At 65.6% G+C, this 16561-nt stretch carries 15 protein-coding genes; 8 read left to right on the top strand and 7 right to left on the bottom strand.

Features of this window, described 5'->3' with window-relative positions:
- Nucleotides 1-23 precede the first annotated feature (23 nt).
- The 4 genes from FOC84_RS31345 (at nt 24) to FOC84_RS31330 (ending at nt 4624) form a co-directional block, all read left to right on the top strand.
- On the top strand, nt 24-1679 hold the full coding sequence (locus FOC84_RS31345) for an amidohydrolase (RefSeq protein ID WP_173149228.1): 1656 nt from the start codon (nt 24-26) through the stop codon (nt 1677-1679).
- Nucleotide 1680: 1 nt separating this feature from the next.
- Nucleotides 1681-2658 carry a CobW family GTP-binding protein gene (locus FOC84_RS31340; RefSeq protein WP_173149227.1) on the top strand — a complete coding sequence of 326 codons (978 nt, stop codon included), beginning with the start codon at nt 1681-1683 and terminating at the stop codon, nt 2656-2658.
- Between the two features lie 124 nt (nt 2659-2782).
- A complete protein-coding gene (locus FOC84_RS31335) occupies nt 2783-3175 on the top strand; it encodes a nuclear transport factor 2 family protein (protein ID WP_173149225.1) in 393 nt (130 codons plus the stop codon).
- Nucleotides 3176-3208: 33 nt separating this feature from the next.
- Nucleotides 3209-4624, top strand: a complete 1416-nt coding sequence (locus tag FOC84_RS31330; RefSeq protein ID WP_173149222.1) for an NAD(P)/FAD-dependent oxidoreductase — start codon at nt 3209-3211, stop codon at nt 4622-4624.
- Here FOC84_RS31330 and FOC84_RS31325 read toward each other — a convergent pair.
- From FOC84_RS31325 to FOC84_RS31295, 7 genes are all read right to left on the bottom strand, one after another.
- Complete coding sequence (locus FOC84_RS31325; protein ID WP_173149220.1) at nt 4604-6184, bottom strand: PLP-dependent aminotransferase family protein; 1581 nt, start codon at nt 6182-6184, stop codon at nt 4604-4606. The two genes, FOC84_RS31330 and FOC84_RS31325, sit on opposite strands and share 21 nt — an antisense overlap.
- A gap of 107 nt (nt 6185-6291) precedes the next feature.
- The gene (locus tag FOC84_RS31320) at nt 6292-7119 is read right to left on the bottom strand and encodes an ABC transporter permease subunit (RefSeq protein WP_173149218.1); all 828 of its coding nucleotides are present in this window, start codon (nt 7117-7119) and stop codon (nt 6292-6294) included.
- Nucleotides 7112-7945 (bottom strand): taurine ABC transporter ATP-binding protein, encoded by an 834-nt coding sequence (locus FOC84_RS31315; RefSeq protein WP_173149216.1) that lies wholly within the window; start codon nt 7943-7945, stop codon nt 7112-7114. Before FOC84_RS31315 ends, FOC84_RS31320 begins: the two co-directional genes overlap by 8 nt.
- 91 nt (nt 7946-8036) lie before the next feature.
- On the bottom strand, nt 8037-9065 hold the full coding sequence (gene tauA / locus FOC84_RS31310; protein WP_173149214.1) for a taurine ABC transporter substrate-binding protein: 1029 nt from the start codon (nt 9063-9065) through the stop codon (nt 8037-8039).
- Nucleotides 9066-9279: 214 nt separating this feature from the next.
- Nucleotides 9280-9825 (bottom strand): GTP cyclohydrolase I FolE, encoded by a 546-nt coding sequence (gene folE, locus FOC84_RS31305; protein ID WP_088140255.1) that lies wholly within the window; start codon nt 9823-9825, stop codon nt 9280-9282.
- A gap of 151 nt (nt 9826-9976) precedes the next feature.
- Nucleotides 9977-10633: a response regulator gene (locus tag FOC84_RS31300; RefSeq protein WP_173149212.1), complete on the bottom strand. Its 657-nt coding sequence runs from the start codon at nt 10631-10633 to the stop codon at nt 9977-9979.
- Nucleotides 10630-12048 carry a cache domain-containing protein gene (locus tag FOC84_RS31295; RefSeq protein ID WP_173149210.1) on the bottom strand — a complete coding sequence of 473 codons (1419 nt, stop codon included), beginning with the start codon at nt 12046-12048 and terminating at the stop codon, nt 10630-10632. Before FOC84_RS31295 ends, FOC84_RS31300 begins: the two co-directional genes overlap by 4 nt.
- A gap of 313 nt (nt 12049-12361) precedes the next feature.
- Between FOC84_RS31295 and FOC84_RS31290 the strand changes: the two genes are divergently transcribed.
- The 4 genes from FOC84_RS31290 to FOC84_RS31275 all read left to right on the top strand — a co-directional run bounded on the left by FOC84_RS31290 (nt 12362) and on the right by FOC84_RS31275 (nt 16517).
- Nucleotides 12362-14443: a carbon starvation CstA family protein gene (locus FOC84_RS31290; protein ID WP_173149208.1), complete on the top strand. Its 2082-nt coding sequence runs from the start codon at nt 12362-12364 to the stop codon at nt 14441-14443.
- A 20-nt stretch (nt 14444-14463) separates the two neighbouring features.
- Nucleotides 14464-14676 (top strand): YbdD/YjiX family protein, encoded by a 213-nt coding sequence (locus FOC84_RS31285; RefSeq protein ID WP_088140259.1) that lies wholly within the window; start codon nt 14464-14466, stop codon nt 14674-14676.
- A 650-nt stretch (nt 14677-15326) separates the two neighbouring features.
- The gene (locus FOC84_RS31280; RefSeq protein ID WP_173149206.1) at nt 15327-16001 is read left to right on the top strand and encodes a calcium-binding protein; all 675 of its coding nucleotides are present in this window, start codon (nt 15327-15329) and stop codon (nt 15999-16001) included.
- 33 nt (nt 16002-16034) lie between these two features.
- Nucleotides 16035-16517: a hypothetical protein gene (locus FOC84_RS31275; protein WP_173149205.1), complete on the top strand. Its 483-nt coding sequence runs from the start codon at nt 16035-16037 to the stop codon at nt 16515-16517.
- Nucleotides 16518-16561 lie beyond the last annotated feature (44 nt).

Genomic DNA, 16561 nt, shown 5'->3' with positions numbered 1-16561 from the left:
CCCTCCGATAGAAGGACAGACCGATGACCCAGACCCGCGCCCGAACCACGATCTATGCCGCGCGCAGCATCCTGACCATGAATCCGATGCAGCCGCGGGCCACGCACGTGGCGGTGCGCGACGGCCGCATCCTGGGCGTGGGCAGCCGGGAAGACCTGGCGGGCTGGGGGCCTGCCGATATCGACGAGCGCTATGCCGACAAGGTGCTCATGCCCGGCCTGGTGGAAGGGCATTGCCATCTGCCCGAGGGCGGCATGTGGAAGTTCGTGTACGTGGGCTACTACGACCGGCGCGGGCCCGACGGCCGGCTGTGGGAAGGCCTGAAAAGCTTCGACGCGGTGGCCGCCCGGCTATGCGAGGCCGAGCGCGCCCTGGCGCCCGGAGAAACGCTGATAGGCTGGGGCTTCGATCCGATCTTCTTCGAAGGCGCGCGCATGCGCGTGCAGGACCTGGACGCGGTGTCCGCCGAGCGGCCCGTGGTGGTCATGCATGCCAGCATGCACCTGATGAACGTGAACACGCCCATGCTGGCGCGCGCCGGCATAGACCGCGATACCGACATCGAAGGCGTGACGCGCATGGAGGACGGGCGCCCCAGCGGCGAACTCTGCGAATTCGCCGCCATGTTTCCCGTCATGCGCCTGATCGGCAGCCCGTTCCGCACCGTGGGCGTATCGGAAGAGGGCCTGCGCATGTTCGGCAAGGTGGCGCAGTGGGCGGGCGTCACCACCGCCACCGACCTGGTCAACGAGCTGGGCGACGAGGGCCTGGCGACGCTGGCCCGCATCACCGCCGAGCCGGACTATCCCGTGCGCATCGTGCCGGCCGCGTCCGCGCTGACCTACGCGGGCGATCCCGCGCGCTGCCTGGCCAAACTGGCCGATGCCCGGCGCCTGAACAACGACAAGCTGCATCTGGGCATGGTCAAGCTGGTGGTGGACGGCTCCATCCAGGGCTTTACGGCCCGGCTGCGCTGGCCGGGCTATTACAACGGCGCGCCCAACGGCATCTGGGTGATCGCGCCGGGCGAGCTGGACGCCATGGTCCAGACGTACCACGACGCAGGCGTGCAGCTGCACATCCACACCAATGGCGACGAAGCCACCGAGCTTGCGATCGACGCGGTGGACCGCGCCCTGCGCCGCAGCCCGCGGCGCGATCACCGCCACACCTTGCAGCACTGCCAGATGGCCGACGCGGCGCAGTTCCGGCGCATGGCCAGCCTGGGCATGTGCGCCAATCTCTTCGCCAACCACATCTTCTACTGGGGCGACGCGCACCATGCCCTGACCATGGGGCCCGACCGCGCCAGGCGCATGGACGCCTGCGCCTCGGCCGCGCGCGCCGGCGTGCCGTTCTCCATCCATTCGGACGCGCCCATCACGCCGCTGGCGCCGCTGTTCACGGCCTGGTGCGCCGTGAACCGCCAGACATCATCGGGCAAGGTGCTGGGCGAATCCGAGCGCATCGGCGTGGAAGCGGCCTTGCATGCCGTCACGCTGGGCGCGGCCTACACCTTGCACCTGGATCACCTGGTCGGCTCCATCGAGATCGGCAAGCATGCGGATTTCTGCGTGCTGCAGGACGATCCGCTGGAGGTCGCGCCGCAGAAGCTGAAGGACGTGCGCGTGCTGGGCACGGTCATCGGCGGCCGGCCTTTGCCGCTGCGGGAGGCCTGAGATGACGCCGCAGGGCGGGCCGCGCATCGCGCTGACCGTGGTGGGCGGGTTCCTCGGCGCGGGCAAGACCAGCCTGCTCAATCACGTGTTGTCCCGCAGCCGGCGCCGCGCTGCGGTCCTGGTCAATGACTTCGGTCCGGTCGATATCGATGCCGGGCTGATCGCGCAACGCAGCGATCAGGTGATCAGGCTGGCCAACGGCTGCGTCTGCTGTTCGATGGCGGGCGGCCTGGACGACGCGCTGGCGCGCGTGCTGGCGCTGGATCCCTTGCCCGAATGGATCGTGATCGAGGCCAGCGGCGTGTCGGACCCGGGGCGCATCGCGCAGGTCGGCATGTCCGATCCCATGTTGCAGCTGGAGGGCGTGGTGGTGCTGGCCGATGCCGCGAACGTGCGCGCGCTGGCGGCGGATCCCTTGCTGGCCGATACCTTGGAACGCCAGCTCAAGGCTGCGGACCTGCTGGTGCTGAACAAGACCGATCTGGTGCCAGCCGCGGCATTGCCGCCGCTGCGCCAGTGGCTGCGCGCGGCGAGCGGCGGCGCCGCGATGGTGGAGACGCGGGAAGGGCGCGTGGACCTGCGCCATCTGCTGGACGAGAGCGAGGGCGCCGCGCGCCGCCTCACGCAGGAATGCGCCAGCGGCGCCTGCGGCCATCCTGGGCACGTCCATGCCGTAGCGCCCGAAGAGCCCGACCATCCGTTCCAGAGCTGGCTGTGGCGCGCGCCCGCGCTGCTCGATGCCGACCGGCTGGCCAGCAGGCTGCGCGAGGCGCCCAGGCAACTGCTGCGCGCCAAGGGCTGGGTGCGCACCGACCGGCATGGCTTGGTGCTGGTCCAACTGGCGGGCCGGCGCGTGCGTTACGACACGCAGGCCAGGCCGCCCGCGGATCTGGATGCGCCATCGCTGGTGCTGATAGGCATGCGTGGCGCTATCGACCCCGCAAGCGTGGACGCCTGGCTCGCGCCGGCCGCGGCTTGAGCAAGCCGCACGCGTCTGGTGCAAGCGATTTCCCGTTTCTGGTTCTAGACCATGCCTGGGGGCTCACTTACCTTGGATCCTGAATGCTGGCGCATGCCGCGCCCGCGTCTACCGGAGGTATGCAATGCAGAAGACCGTCACCGCGGACATGCTGGCCGAATTCGCGGCGGCCTGGAACCGCCACGATATCGACGCCCTGATGTCCTTCATGAGCGACGACTGCGTGTTCGAGACCGTGGCCGGCCCCGAGCGATGGGGCGCGCGGCATGAGGGACGCGAGGCGGTGCGGGCGGCCTTTGCGGCGGCGTGGACGAATTTTCCCGATGCGCAGTGGAAGAACGGCACGCATTGGGTCGCCGGCGACCGCGGCGTATCCGAATCCACCTTCACCGGCACCGCCGCCGACGGCTCCCGCGTGGAGGCGGACATGGTGGACGTCTTCACCTTCCAGGACGGCAAGATCCGCGTGAAGAACGCTTATCGCAAGCAGCGCCCGGCCTTGCCGGCGCGCGGCTGAGAACGGACCCGCACCCAGCAACCGGAACGCAGCATGGATACTCAAATGTCCTTCCAACCTGTAGGTCCGGCCTCCGCTGGCCGGACGGCGATCAGCGCCTACAACCCGGCCTATGATCCGCTGGTGTCCCCGCCCGGCCGCGGCCAGGATTACGCGCCCACCTACTGGGTCGCGACCGCCGGCGAACCGCCCGAGGACGACGGTCCCGTCAACGGCGATATCGACGCCGACGTGGTGATCGTGGGCTCGGGCTTTACCGGCCTGTCGGCGGCGCTGACGCTGGCGCGCGATTTCGGCGTGAAGGCCGTGGTGCTGGAAGCCAACCGCGCGGTGTGGGGTTGCACCAGCCGCAACGGCGGGCAAGGCCAGAACGCGTCCGGGCGCCTGTACCGCTCGCAATGGATAGCGCGCTGGGGCTTGGCGACCGCCAAGCGCCTGGACGCGGAGATCCGCGAAGGCTTCGAATACTGGAAGAGCCTGGTGGCCCAGGTGGATTGCGATGCGCAGCCGGGCGGCCACCTGTACACGGCGCACCGCCAGAAGAAGATGGCGTTCCTGGAAAACGAGGCCCGCGTGATGCGCGAGGTGTTCGGCTATGACGCCAGGATGCTGAGCCGGGAGGAACTGCGCGAGCGCTACGTGTACGACCGCGAGGCGGTGGGCGCGATGCACGAACCGGACGGCGTGGGCGTGCATCCGCTGAAGCTTGCCTATGGCTATATGCGGCAGGCGCGGGCGCTGGGCGTGCGCATCCATCCGGGCAGCCCGGTGCTGGGCTGGCGCGCCGAGAATGGCGGCGTGCGGCTGCAGACACCCAACGGCTACGTGCGCGCGCGGCGCGTGGCGTTCGCCACTGGCGGCTACACCGCGCAGGGCGTCAACCGCCTGCTGGACAACCGCATCATGCCGGTGCTGTCGAACTCGCTGGTGACGCGGGTGCTGACGCCGGCGGAACGCGATGCCGCTGGCCTGAAAAGCACGGTGTTCATCACCGACACGCGGACCTTGCGCTTCTACTACCGCTTGCTACCCGACGGCCGCATGCAGATCGGCAGCCGCAGCGCCTTGCGCGGCGCGGATGCGCAGCATCCCCGCCATCTGCAGTTGCTGCGCGAAGGACTGGCGCGCAAGTTTCCCACGCTGGCGGGCGTGGAGGTCGACTATTCCTGGTGGGGCTGGGTGGACGTGAGCCACGACATGATGCCGCGCGTGACGCAGCCCGATCCGGCGCAGCCGGTCTATTACGCCTTCGGCTACGGCGGCAATGGGGTGGCGTTTTCGGCCCATGCGGGCAAGCGTCTGGCGCAGCGCATGATGGGCAAGGACGGCGTGGCCTGGGACCTGCCCATCTACGACTCGCCCTTGCCGGGGCATATGTTTGCACCATTCCGCAGGCTGGGCCAGGGCCTGCTGTATCGCTGGTACTACCTACGAGACGAAATGCTCTAGGGAATGCAGGTCAGGGCCCTCAGGGGCCTTTTTGTCGCCGGCGGCGGCACGGCGGTAGCGGTCGACGACCTTGGCCAGCCTGGCGATGCCGGGCTCGATGTGTTCCGGCCGGATCGAGGTGAAGCCGACCCGCAGGAAGTTGCGCGGCGCGTCGGCGCCGTCCATGAAGAAGACGTCGCCTGGCTCGACCACCACGCCTTCGGCCAACGCCGCCTCGGACAGCTCGACGGCGTTGAGCCAGGGCGGGCCTTGCAGCCAGCAGAACGAGGATCCCGTGATGGGGATGACCTTGAAGTCAGGCAGGTGCCGCGCCAGCGCGCGGGCCAGTTCGGTGCCGCGTTCCTGGTAGGCCTGCGATTGCCTGCGCAGTAGCGAATGATGGTGGCCCAGCGAGATGAACAGCGAAAACGCGCGCTGGATATAGGCCGAAGGGTGGCGCAGCATCAGGCGGCGCAGGGCGCGCAGTTCCGCGGTGAGCTCGCGCGGGGCCACGATGTAGCCGATGCGCAAGCCCGGCGCGAAGGACTTGGCCAGGCTGCCGACGTAGATCACGCGGCCGTCGCGGTCCAGGCTCTTCAAGGCGGGAATCGCGCCTTCGCCCCAGCGGCTCTCGCTTTCGAAGTCGTCCTCGATGATCAGGCTGTCGGCCTGGCGCGCCAGCGTCAGCAGGCTCTGGCGGCGTTCCGGCGACAGCGTGACCGTGGTGGGGCATTGGTGGCCGGGCGTGACGAAGAGGTAGTCGCAGCCCAGCAGATGGGTGCCGGTGCACAGCCCCTGTTCGTCCACCGGCAGGGGCAGCAGGTTGCGCGTGTGGCTGGCGAAGATGTTGCGGGCGTCGGGATAGCCGGGGTCTTCCATGCCGACCACGGTGTCCTCGTTGACCAGCAGATCGGCCAGCAGGTAGAGCGCATGCTGCGCGCCCACGGTGATGACGATTTCCTCGGCGTCGGCCCAGACGCCGCGCCGCGGCAGGACCTGGGTGCGGATCTGCTCGATCAGCGCCGGGTCGTCGTGGGTGATCAGGTCGGGCGCCCAGCTGCGGATGTCCAGCACGGACAGCGCCTTGATACAGCACTCGCGCCATTCGGCGGTGGGAAACAGGTCCTGGTCGAACTGCGCGTAGACAAAGGGGTAGGGCTGCTTCTGCCAGTCGCGCGGCTTGGTGATGTTGCGCTGGCGGGATGGGCGAAAGCGCAGGCGCTCTTCCCAGCGCACGCCGGGCGTGCCGCCGTCATCCGCCGGCTGCGCGTCGGTTGCCGGCCCCGAATGGCCGCGCATCACGGTGTCGCTGACGAAGTGGCCGCTGCGTTCGCGCGACACCAGATAGCCCTCGCTCACCAGTTGCTGATAGGCGAACACCACGGTGTTGCGCGCAATGCGCAGCTGGTCGGCCAGATGCCGGCTGGAGGGCACCGGGGTGCCGGGCGGCAGGTGGCCGCTGAGGATGGCGGACACCAGCATCTGGCGCACGCACCCTTGCAGGCTCAGGTTGGGCGCGCTTTCGCGTTCGAACAGGCGCTCCCACAACACAGGCTTGAGCATCGAGGCCTGGCTGGACATGACGGCTCCTTGTCTAGGCCGCGCAGCCGATAGCGGCTGCGCAGGCGCCGTTCTTGAGGATAGAGGAGCCGGATGGGGGACGAAATGAGGGATTGCCCGGGCGCGCTTCAGACCCGTCCCTTCCAGGGGATGACGAATTTCTCCAGATAGCGCACCAGCAGGTCGAAGGCGAAGGCGAACACGCCGATCACGATGATGCCCATGATGACGGTGTCGCTGGCCAGGAACTGGGCGGCGTTGAGCACCATGAAGCCCAGGCCGCGGTCGGCGGCCACCATTTCGGCGGCCACCAGCGTGGTCCAGCCCACGCCGATGCCGATGCGCATGCCCGTGAAGATTTCCGGCATGGCGGCCTTCAGGATCACGTGCCAGACCACTTGCGCCGGCGTGCCGCCCATGGCGTAGGCCGCGTGGATCTGCTCGATCGACACCGAGCGCACGCCGGCGCGGGCCGCGATCGCCATGGGCGCGAAGATCGCCAGGTAGATCAGCAGGACCTTGGGGAATTCGCCGATGCCGAACCAGATGATGATGAGCGGCAGATAGGCCAGCGGCGGCAGCGGGCGGTAGAACTCGATGGGCGGATCGAAGATGCCGCGCGCGTAGCGGTTCACGCCCATCAGGATGCCGACGGGAATGGCGGTCACGCAGGCCAGGAAAAAGGCCCCGAACACCCGCGACAGGCTGGCCAGCGCATGTTCGGTAAGCGTGGAGTTGGCCACGCCGTCGGTCATGGCCGAGACGAACTTGTCGTACACAGCCAAGGGCGAAGGCAGGAACAATGGCCGCACCCAGCCGGCGCTGGTCACCAGGAACCAGAGCCCCAGAAGCGCCAGGCTGGTGATCAGGCTGATGTGGCCGCTATAGCCCGCGCCCGGCGCGCCGTAGACTTTGCCCGGCGAGGCGGGTTTGTGGCCGGTCCGGCCGCTAGCCATGGAGGCCTTGGGGGGAGGAGGCTCGCTCGTCGCCATAGATGATGCCAAGGACTTGTTCGCGCATGGCGATGAAGTCGGGACTGGATTTGATGCTGCGGCCATCGCGGGTCTCCAGGTAGCGCCGGTTGAAGTCCGGCGTGAAGGTGTGCGTGATGCGGCCCGGGCGGGGCGACATGACAATCAGCCGCGAACCCAGAAATAACGCTTCCTCCACGCTGTGCGTGATGAAGAAGAACATCTTGTGGGTCTGCCGCCAGATGTCCAGCAGCAGCTCCTGGATGGTCTCGCGGGTCAGCGCGTCCAGCGCCGCCATGGGCTCGTCCATCAACAGCATGGCGGGGTTGCAGGTCAGCGCGCGCGCAATGCCCACGCGCTGCTGCATGCCGCCGGACAACTGGTAGATCATGTGGCGGTGGAAGTCCTGCAGGCCCACCAGCTCCAGATTGCGGCGCGCGCGGGCGCGGCGGGTTTCCTTGTCCACGCCTTGCAGCTTCAGGCCGAACTCGGTGTTCTCGAGCACGTTCAGCCAGGGCAGCAGGGCGTGCTTCTGGAACACCACGCCGCGGTCGGCGCCGGGACCCACGATGGGCCTGCCGCCCAGCGTGATCTCGCCCTCGGTGGGCGACAGGAACCCGGCCAGCAGGCTGAGCAGGGTGGTCTTGCCGCAGCCCGACGCGCCCAGGGCCACGACGAACTCGCCCGGCTGGATGGTCAGGTTGACGTTTTGCAGCGCGATGACCGGACCGCTTTCGTGCAGGCCGGGGTAGGTGACGCTGACTTTCTCCGCGCACAGGCTTTGCGTGGCGGACGAGGACTGCATGGTCATGCCGGCTCCCCTAATTGCGATGGACTGCGCGCAGCCCTGCGTGGCGCGAGGCAGGCGGCGCCGCGCGGGCCGCCTTGGCCGCAAGCGCCCCTTACTTCTCGGCCGCCTTGGCGTACTTGTCCGTGACGTGCGGGCTGTAGTCGGCCAGGGCCTTGTCGATCTGCTTCTGGTCCTTCAGGAACTGGGCGCTGGCCGCGAAGGCGCGCGCGGCGCCCGAGTCCTTGCCGCCGCCCAGCCACACATTGGAGGCCTGTTCCTGCACGGTCGGGAAGACCAGCAGCTGGAGCGCTTCGACCATGTCCTCGGGCTTGCCGCCGATCAGCTTGACGATGCTCTTGACCTGCGGCGAGTCTGCCGTCCACTTGGCGCTGTTGGCGCGGTAGTCCGCATAGGACTTGGCCAATACGCCGGTGAAGGCGGCCATGAACTTGGGATTCTTGGCGGCCCAGGCGCGGTCGACCACGATGCCGTCGAAGGTTGGCACGCTAGCCTTGCCGATCTGTTCCGAGTCGGCAATGATCTTGCCGCTCTTGGCGATCTCGGTCAGCGCGGGCGGCCAGACGTAGGCGGCGTCGATATCGCCGCGCTGCCAGGCGGCCACGATCTGCGGCGGCTGCATGTTCAGGATGCGCACGTCGCGCGGGCTGATCTTCCAGACCTGTTCCAGCCCCACCAGCAGGTGGAAGTGGGAGGTGGACACGAAGGGCGTGGCGACGCGCTTGCCTTTCAGGTCGGCCGTGCTGTTGATGCCGGAACCGTTGCGCGCCACCAGCGCCTCGGATTTGCCGATATTGTCCAGGATCCAGAACAGCTCCATGTCCACGCCGCGGGTCGCGGCGGCGGTGATGCCGGTGGAACCCAGCACGCCGACCGGCACGCTGCCGGAGGCCAGAGCGGTGGAAATGTCGCCGCCGGAGGTGAACTGGCGCCAGTCCACCTGATAGCCGGCGTCCTTCAATGCCTTGTCGAAACTGCCGTCGGCGATCGCTGTCAGGAAGGGCCCGACGATCAGCTGGTAGCCGACCACCAGCTTGGTCTGGGCATAGGCGGGAGCGGCCAGCAGCGCGGCGGCCAGGCCGGCCAGGGTGCAGCGGCGGATGAGGCGGAATATCGCGTTCATGGAGATCTCCGGGAGGGAACGGCCGCGCTCCGGCGCGACCGGCATGCTGGAGCCAGTTTGCCCGGATGGAGCCAGAACGCTAGGTCCAGATGCCCTAATCAGTAGGAGCCAAAAAGGACCGGGCCCGCCGGCCGCGCCGGCAACGCCAGGACTGGCGCGGCCGGCGCGGCGGGGCGGGCCCGCGCTATGCGCCAAAAGAGGGAGGGGGATCCCGCTAGCGGATGAGGCTGAGGAATTCGGCCCGGGTCGACGGGTTGTCGTGGAATTCGCCCAGCATGACCGAGGTGACCATGGACGAATTCTGCTTTTCCACGCCGCGCATCATCATGCACATGTGCTGGGCTTCGATCACCACGGCCACGCCGGCGGCGCCGGTCACGGACTGCACGGCCTCGGCCACCTGGCGGCTGAGGTTTTCCTGGATCTGCAGGCGGCGGGCGTACATCTCGACGATGCGGGCGACCTTGGACAGGCCCAGCACCTTGCCGTTGGGCAGGTAGGCCACGTGCGCCTTGCCGATGAAGGGCAGCATGTGGTGCTCACAGAGCGAGTACAGCTCGATGTTCTTGACCAGCACGATCTCGCGTGTGTCGGAGGTGAACAGCGCGCCGTTGACGATTTCGTCCAGGTTCTGGTCATAGCCGCGGCACAGGTGGCGCATGGCCTTGGCCGCGCGCGCCGGCGTGTCGGCCAGCCCTTCGCGGGACGGATCTTCCCCTAGTTGTTCGAGAATGGCGGTGTAGTGCTTTTCCAATGACATCGGGGACTCCTGGGGGCGGCGCTTTACTGGGTGTAGCGTAGTGCTGCAAGTCTACCTCAGGCCAGAAGAAGGGTTTCCCCGCCGGGCCGCCCCAAGGGGAAACAGCCCCCTCGGGGGGCAGCAAGCGTGCGTAGCGTGCGCGGCGTGGGGGCTACATTCCTCTGTTCTCGACGGCGTACTTGATCAATTCCGCCTGGCCGTCTATGCCCAGCTTGCGCTTGATGTTCAGGCGATGGGTTTCCACCGTGCGCACCGACAGCCCCAGCGCCTGCGCGATCTGCTTGTTGGCCTCGCCGCTGGCGATGTGGCGCAGCACGTCGCGTTCGCGCTGCGTCAGCATGGTGGCTGGCGCCGTGGCCTGCGACAGGCGCACCGCCACCGCCGCGCTGAAGTAGCTGCGGCCCGCCATGACAGCGCCGATGGCGGTGACGATTTCCTGCGCCGGCTCGTCCTTCAGCAGATAGCCGCGCGCGCCCGCCTTGACGGCCTGCACCATGTATTCGGGGTTGTCGTGCATGGACAGCACCAGCACCGCGATCTGCGGGTAGCGCTCGTGCAGCAGGGCGGTCAGCTCCAGCCCGCCCACGCCCGGCATGTTCAGGTCCATCAGCGCCAGGTGCGGCAGGGTGCCGCCCTGCGGGTCCTCCGCCATGCAGGCGGCCAGGAAGGCCTGGGCGGCGGCGGCGTTGCCCGCTTCGCCCACTACCTGCAGTTGCGGCACGGTTTCCAGGCGCAGGCGCAGCCCGTCCCGCACCAGGGGGTGGTCGTCGATCAGCAGCAGCCGGATGGCGTCGGGCTTGTGGTTCATGCTTCGGGGCTCGCGGGTAGAGGGGCGGCGGGCAGCGGCAGCCAGGCCTGCAGGACCGTGCCGTCGGGCGTGGAGCGGAAGGTCAGCGTGCCGGCCAGCGCGTTCATGCGTTCGCGCATATTGCGCAGGCCGATGCCGCGGCGCGGATCCTGCTGCACCTCGGCATAGTCGAAGCCGCGGCCGTCGTCGGCGATGGTCAGGCGCAGGTCGCGCGGCGAATAAGCCAGCGTCATGTCGGCGCGGGTGGCGCCAGCGTGGCGGATGACGTTGGTCAGGGCTTCCTGGGTGACGCGGAACAGGGCGGTGGCGTAGGCCTCGGGCAGCTTCACCGGCTGCCCGGCGGTGTGCAGGCGCACGGCCAGGGGCGGGGCGCCGTCCTGGCTGGGAATGGCGAACTCCCGGCCCAGATGTTCGAGTGCGGCCGGCAGGCCCAGGTCGTCCAGCAGCGTGGGCCGCAGGTTGTGCGAAATGCGCCGGACTTCGCCCACGGCGGTGTTCAATCGGTCCAGCGCGCCGCCCAGCGGGGTGTCGATATGGGCCAGCGCGCGCGGTTCCGCCGGCAGCGCCTGCCGCAGCCGCTCCCGCGCCGCCTCCAACGACAGCTTGATCGACACCAGCACCTGGCTGATGCCGTCATGCAATTCGCGCGACAGGCGGGCGCGCTCGTCTTCCTGCGAACGCACCAGCTGCCGCGCCATCAGCCGCAGCTTGGCGTCGGACTGCCGGTGGTCGCTGATGTTCAAGGCCAGCCCGCAGGCGGCCACGCCCAGGATGGACACGGCGGCGATGCCGGCCACCCAGGCGAACATGCTGCGGATATTGGCCTGGGCGGCGGCGTCGATGCGCTCCAGCGCCTGCTGCACGTCGTCCAGGTAGATGCCGGTACCCAGCATCCAGCCCCAGCGCTCCAGCACCACGACGTAGCCCAGCTTTTCCTCGGTCTGGTGGGTGGACGGCTTTTCCCACAGGTAATGCACCGCTTCGCCGTCCTGGCCGCCGCGCCGGGCGGCGGTCAGCAGGTTCTGGATGACGGGCTGGCCCTTGGTGTCGCGCAGCTCCCAGAGGTCCTGCCCAACCAGTTCCGGCTGGCGCGGGTGCATCAGGTTCCTGCCCTTCAGGTCGTAGACGAAAAAGTAGCCGTCATGGCCGAATTCCATCTGCGCCAGCAGGTCCAGCGCGCGCTGGCGGGTGGCGTCGTCGTCGGCCGCGGCCTGCAGGGGCGCGATGGCGCTGTAGGCCAGGTTCACGTAATGGCGCAGCTCGCCTTCCTTGCTGGCCAGCCAGGCGCTTTCCACCACTTGTTTTTCGCGCTGCGCCAGCTGCAGGCCCTGCACGTAGACGGCCACCGTGATGGCGGCGACGGCCACCAGCAGGGGCACCGCGGCGAGCAGCAGGATTTTGAGGCGCAGCTTCATAAAGGATTTGTATCAGCGCGGGTGCGCATATTGCGACGCAGCATTTGCGGCCGCGCGATAAAGGTCAGGCGAATTTACCGCCGATTTTACGATTTTCGGAAAATTATGCTGCGGCGCATTCCGTAGTAACACGTAGTGGAATTGCGTAGTTCCGCGCTTGTTGCTGCGTGGTCAAACCGAAATACTAGCGTCCGCGTCGACACGGCGCTGCGTGGACGCGCGCGTCCACCACCCCACAACAATGAGTCTGCCTTCCGCGGGACGATAAAAGCGTTTCACGCCAAAAGCATGGCGGGAGGCAAGAGGAGCACTTATGCATACCAGCAGTAAGGGACTGGGTCAGCACCTGGTCTGGCTGGCGGTTGCGGTACTGGGCGCGTTCGCGCTGGGCACCGTGGCGCTGGCCAGAGGGGAGACCATCAATGCGCTATGGGTGGTGATCGCCGCCGTATGCGTGTACTTGATCGCATACCGTTACTACAGCCGCTTCATCGCCAAGAACGTCTTCCAGCTGGATCCGACGCGCATGACGCCGGCATGGAAGCACAACGACGGCCTGGACTACGTGCCCACCAACAAGCACGTGCTGTTCGGCCACCACTTCGCCGCCATCGCTGGCGCCGGCCCCCTGGTGGGCCCGGTGCTGGCCGCGCAGATGGGCTATCTGCCGGGCATGCTGTGGATCCTGGCCGGCGTGGTGTTCGCCGGCGCCGTGCAGGACTTCACCATCCTCTTCATTTCGACCCGCCGCGACGGCCGTTCGCTGGGTGACCTGGTCAAGTCCGAACTGGGCAAGATCCCGGGCGTGATCGCGCTGTTCGGCGCCTTCATGATCATGGTCATCATCCTGGCCGTGCTGGCGCTGATCGTGGTCAAGGCGTTGACGCACTCGCCCTGGGGCACCTTCACGGTGGCCGCGACCATCCCCATCGCGCTGTTCATGGGCGTGTACCTGCGTTACATCCGTCCGGGCAAGATCGGCGAAGTGTCCATCATCGGCTTCGTCGGCCTGATGGCCGCCATCACCTTCGGCCAGGACGTGGCTGCGCACCCGGTGATCGGCCCCATGTTCGATTTCGACGGCAAGGGTCTGACCTGGATCCTGATCATCTACGGCTTCATCGCCTCGGTGCTGCCGGTATGGCTGCTGCTGGCGCCGCGCGACTACCTGTCGACCTTCCTGAAGATCGGCACCATCGTCGGCCTGGCCATCGGCATCGTGGTGGTGGCGCCCGAGCTGAAAATGCCCGCGCTGACCCAGTTCGTCGACGGCTCTGGTCCGGTGTGGTCGGGCAACCTGTTCCCGTTCCTCTTCATCACCATCGCCTGCGGCGCGGTGTCGGGCTTCCACGCCCTGATCTCCTCGGGCACCACGCCCAAGCTGATCGAGAACGAAACCCAGGCCCGCTACATCGGCTACGGCGGCATGCTGATGGAATCCTTCGTGGCCATCATGGCGCTGGTGGCGGCTTGCGTGATCGAGCCGGGCATCTACTACGCCATGAACAGCCCGGCCGCCGTGATCGGCACCACGCCCGACCAGGTGGCCCAGGTGGTGTCCAGTTGGGGCTTCGTGGTGACGCCGGCCGAGCTGATCCAGACCGCCAAGGACGTGGGCGAAAGCACCATCATCTCGCGTGCGGGCGGCGCGCCCACGCTGGCCGTGGGCATGGCGCACATCCTGCACCAGGCCATCGGCGGCCCGGGCATGATGGCCTTCTGGTACCACTTCGCCATTCTGTTCGAAGCGCTCTTCATCCTGACCGCTGTCGACGCCGGCACCCGCGCGGGCCGCTTCATGCTGCAAGACCTGCTGGGCACCTTCGCCCCGTCGCTCAAGCGCACCGACTCGCTGCCCGCCAACCTGATCGCCACCGGCCTGTGCGTGGCGGCCTGGGGCTACTTCCTGTACCAGGGCGTGGTCGATCCGCTGGGCGGTATCAACACGCTGTGGCCGCTGTTCGGCATCGCCAACCAGATGCTGGCCGCGATCGCGCTGACCCTGGGTACCGTGGTGCTGTTCAAGATGAAGCGCGACCGCTACGCTTGGGTCACGGTGCTGCCGACCTTGTGGCTGCTGGCATGCACGCTGACCGCCGGCTGGCAGAAGCTGTTCCACGCCGACCCGCGCGTCAGCTTCCTGGCGCACGCCGACAAGTACAACGCGGCCATCGCCGAAGGCAAGGTCCTGGCTCCGGCCAAGTCCCTGGGCGAAATGTCGCGCGTGGTGCTCAACGACTACATCAACGCCGGCCTGTGCGCGATCTTCATCTTCGTGGTGGTGAGCATCGTGGTGTTCGGCCTGCGTTCGGTGCAGCGCGCACGCAACGAAAACAAGCCGACCTCGCGTGAAATGCCGTACGAAACGCTGCCGGCTCCCGCCGGCGCGGACTGAGCGGACCAGGGAGACGACGCATGCTGTTCAGCAACATGAGTTCCGCGGCCGGCGCCGCCGGCCGCTACCTGGGGCAGACGCTCCGGCTGATGGTCGGCGTGCCGGACTACGAAACGTATGTGGCGCACATGCGGCGCACGCATCCTGACCAGGAGCCGATGAGCTACGAAGAATTCTTCCGCGAGCGCCAGGACGCGCGCTACGGGGGAAAGAAACGGATTGGCTGCTGCTGACGATCAACGGCTTCGTTCGCGAGAGCTGGATTGATGATGAACCCTCCCGTAAAACGGAGGGTTTTTTCGTGGGCGGGAGATTTCAAAACGACCGTTTGCCTGCCAGCAGGAATTGCTGCTGGCGACGCTCGGGGTCCAGTCATCTGTGACGTGAAACCACGCTGAAGCCATTAGCGGCTGCGGATTCGCGCTCCGGTGCATTTTTCCGGGATATAGAAAGATTTGGTGAGCTATATAAAAAAAACTGTCTTCTCCTGGATGTGAGGTCGATGTTATTTCTTGTACGCGCCAATCTCAATTTCGGCGTTTTTATGGTTCTTTTCAATTGGAGAAAATCATGAAAATTTCGAGGGGCGGGCGCGATGGCGTCGTGTCGTCAGTTTCCGGAATTTCGAATAGGGAAGGAGGTTGGCGGAATGAAGCCATTTATGAGGGGGCGACGGTTACGACATTCTCGATGGCGGGAGGTGCGGGGCTGCTCAGTGACCAGCTATGAGCAGCTACTGCTGACGGGTTGCGTTACCTGGGTACAAAAATAGGCGTGCTATATAAAAAATATTGATATTTTTCTGTGTGAGAATCTGGTGTTGACTTTTGTGGGCGCCACTTTTTACTTGAATTTTTTAGTGAAGACATGAATGGAGTGAGTAATGGAATCTATCAATAGTAATAGGGGTGTTGATGAATATTGGGCCCCAAGGATTTCTGGAGATGATGGGGATGACCGCGACAACACGCTATATGGAAACTATGATTACAACATCATAGATGGTAAGGGCGGGAACGATACGATATATGGGTTTGGAGGAACTGATGTGCTTATCGGCGGTTATGGTGACGATAGGTTGTATGGTGGGGATGGAGATGATCTCTTAGTGGGAGATAATACGGTAAACGGCATCGGCGGGAATGATTTTTTGTACGGAGGCGAGGGAAACGATCGTCTGTACGGTGGCTACGGTAATGATGTTTATTGGTACACCGCGAATACCGGGATCGATGTCGTCAACGATGGGCGAACCGCCGCAGAAGTGCCTGGGTATGGCGGTGGCGATGATGTGCTGGTGTTCAATGGTGCGAATTTGTCTGATCTTCAAGCTTTCAGGCTGGTGGGCAGCAATAATTTGTTGATATATTCACCAGCAGGCATGGTGGATGGGGTGGTCCAACATGGGGTGGTTATTCAGGATTTCTACCTGAATAGTAAAAGCAGCAATATTGAATATATCCAGGATGGCAAGGGGAATTATGCAACCTTGTCCGCAATGCTGGCATCTGATGATTTTTTGCATAGTGATCCCACGATTTTAGATGTGGCGGCTTGAAGATTGAATGAAAACCAATGATCAGGAGGTTTTATGGACGTTTTTTTCAATGGACAACGGTATCGTGGGCAACCCCTGCCCCTTGATCGGCAGGGAGCCGAGCCTATCCCTGAATCCCATCAGGCCATGTTGAAAGAAGCCCTTGAGACAGGGAAGGGCCTGCTGGAAAGGGAAAAGCATGTCCGCATGGGTGATGGCGCGGCCGATAACTCTCCCGAAAAGGCTTTCAAGGACATTGTCGTGAACGGCGAGACTCTGGCTACGGTGTATATAACTGGTGTTTCTTCGATGACCAGCGAGGCCATTCAAAAATTGGCAAGCCTGGGCTTAAGTCTTCCAAGTGATGGAGCTGGTATGCAGTCGGCAATGACGCGTGTGGAATTTCTGGCCAAGGCGTTGGGCGGAGAAATCAGAGATGCCGTTAAACCCAAGTCTGCGTCTTCCACTTCCTCGCCTCCTTCTTTTTCAACTTTTTCTTCATCTTTACCTTCGATTTCGCGCTTCAAGATGACATAAATAAATATGGCGCGAATCTAGAAATGAAAATTCCCTACTAAGCT

Origin of the sequence: Achromobacter pestifer, assembly GCF_013267355.1 — a bacterium.
In the GTDB taxonomy this organism is placed as follows: Bacteria; Pseudomonadota; Gammaproteobacteria; order Burkholderiales; family Burkholderiaceae_B; genus Achromobacter; species Achromobacter pestifer_A.
This window is presented reverse-complemented; position numbering and strand designations above follow the sequence as displayed.

Excerpts from the sequence above, each read along its gene's own strand:
- FOC84_RS31345 (WP_173149228.1), top strand. The coding sequence starts at position 24 with ATGACCCAGACCCGCGCCCGAACCACGATCTATGCCGCGCGCAGCATC.
- FOC84_RS31340 (WP_173149227.1), top strand. The coding sequence starts at position 1,681 with ATGACGCCGCAGGGCGGGCCGCGCATCGCGCTGACCGTGGTGGGCGGG.
- FOC84_RS31335 (WP_173149225.1), top strand. The coding sequence starts at position 2,783 with ATGCAGAAGACCGTCACCGCGGACATGCTGGCCGAATTCGCGGCGGCC.
- FOC84_RS31330 (WP_173149222.1), top strand. The coding sequence starts at position 3,209 with ATGGATACTCAAATGTCCTTCCAACCTGTAGGTCCGGCCTCCGCTGGC.
- FOC84_RS31325 (WP_173149220.1), bottom strand. The coding sequence starts at position 6,184 with ATGTCCAGCCAGGCCTCGATGCTCAAGCCTGTGTTGTGGGAGCGCCTG.
- FOC84_RS31320 (WP_173149218.1), bottom strand. The coding sequence starts at position 7,119 with ATGGCTAGCGGCCGGACCGGCCACAAACCCGCCTCGCCGGGCAAAGTC.
- FOC84_RS31315 (WP_173149216.1), bottom strand. The coding sequence starts at position 7,945 with ATGACCATGCAGTCCTCGTCCGCCACGCAAAGCCTGTGCGCGGAGAAA.
- tauA (WP_173149214.1), bottom strand. The coding sequence starts at position 9,065 with ATGAACGCGATATTCCGCCTCATCCGCCGCTGCACCCTGGCCGGCCTG.
- folE (WP_088140255.1), bottom strand. The coding sequence starts at position 9,825 with ATGTCATTGGAAAAGCACTACACCGCCATTCTCGAACAACTAGGGGAA.
- FOC84_RS31300 (WP_173149212.1), bottom strand. The coding sequence starts at position 10,633 with ATGAACCACAAGCCCGACGCCATCCGGCTGCTGCTGATCGACGACCAC.
- FOC84_RS31295 (WP_173149210.1), bottom strand. The coding sequence starts at position 12,048 with ATGAAGCTGCGCCTCAAAATCCTGCTGCTCGCCGCGGTGCCCCTGCTG.
- FOC84_RS31290 (WP_173149208.1), top strand. The coding sequence starts at position 12,362 with ATGCATACCAGCAGTAAGGGACTGGGTCAGCACCTGGTCTGGCTGGCG.
- FOC84_RS31285 (WP_088140259.1), top strand. The coding sequence starts at position 14,464 with ATGCTGTTCAGCAACATGAGTTCCGCGGCCGGCGCCGCCGGCCGCTAC.
- FOC84_RS31280 (WP_173149206.1), top strand. The coding sequence starts at position 15,327 with ATGGAATCTATCAATAGTAATAGGGGTGTTGATGAATATTGGGCCCCA.
- FOC84_RS31275 (WP_173149205.1), top strand. The coding sequence starts at position 16,035 with ATGGACGTTTTTTTCAATGGACAACGGTATCGTGGGCAACCCCTGCCC.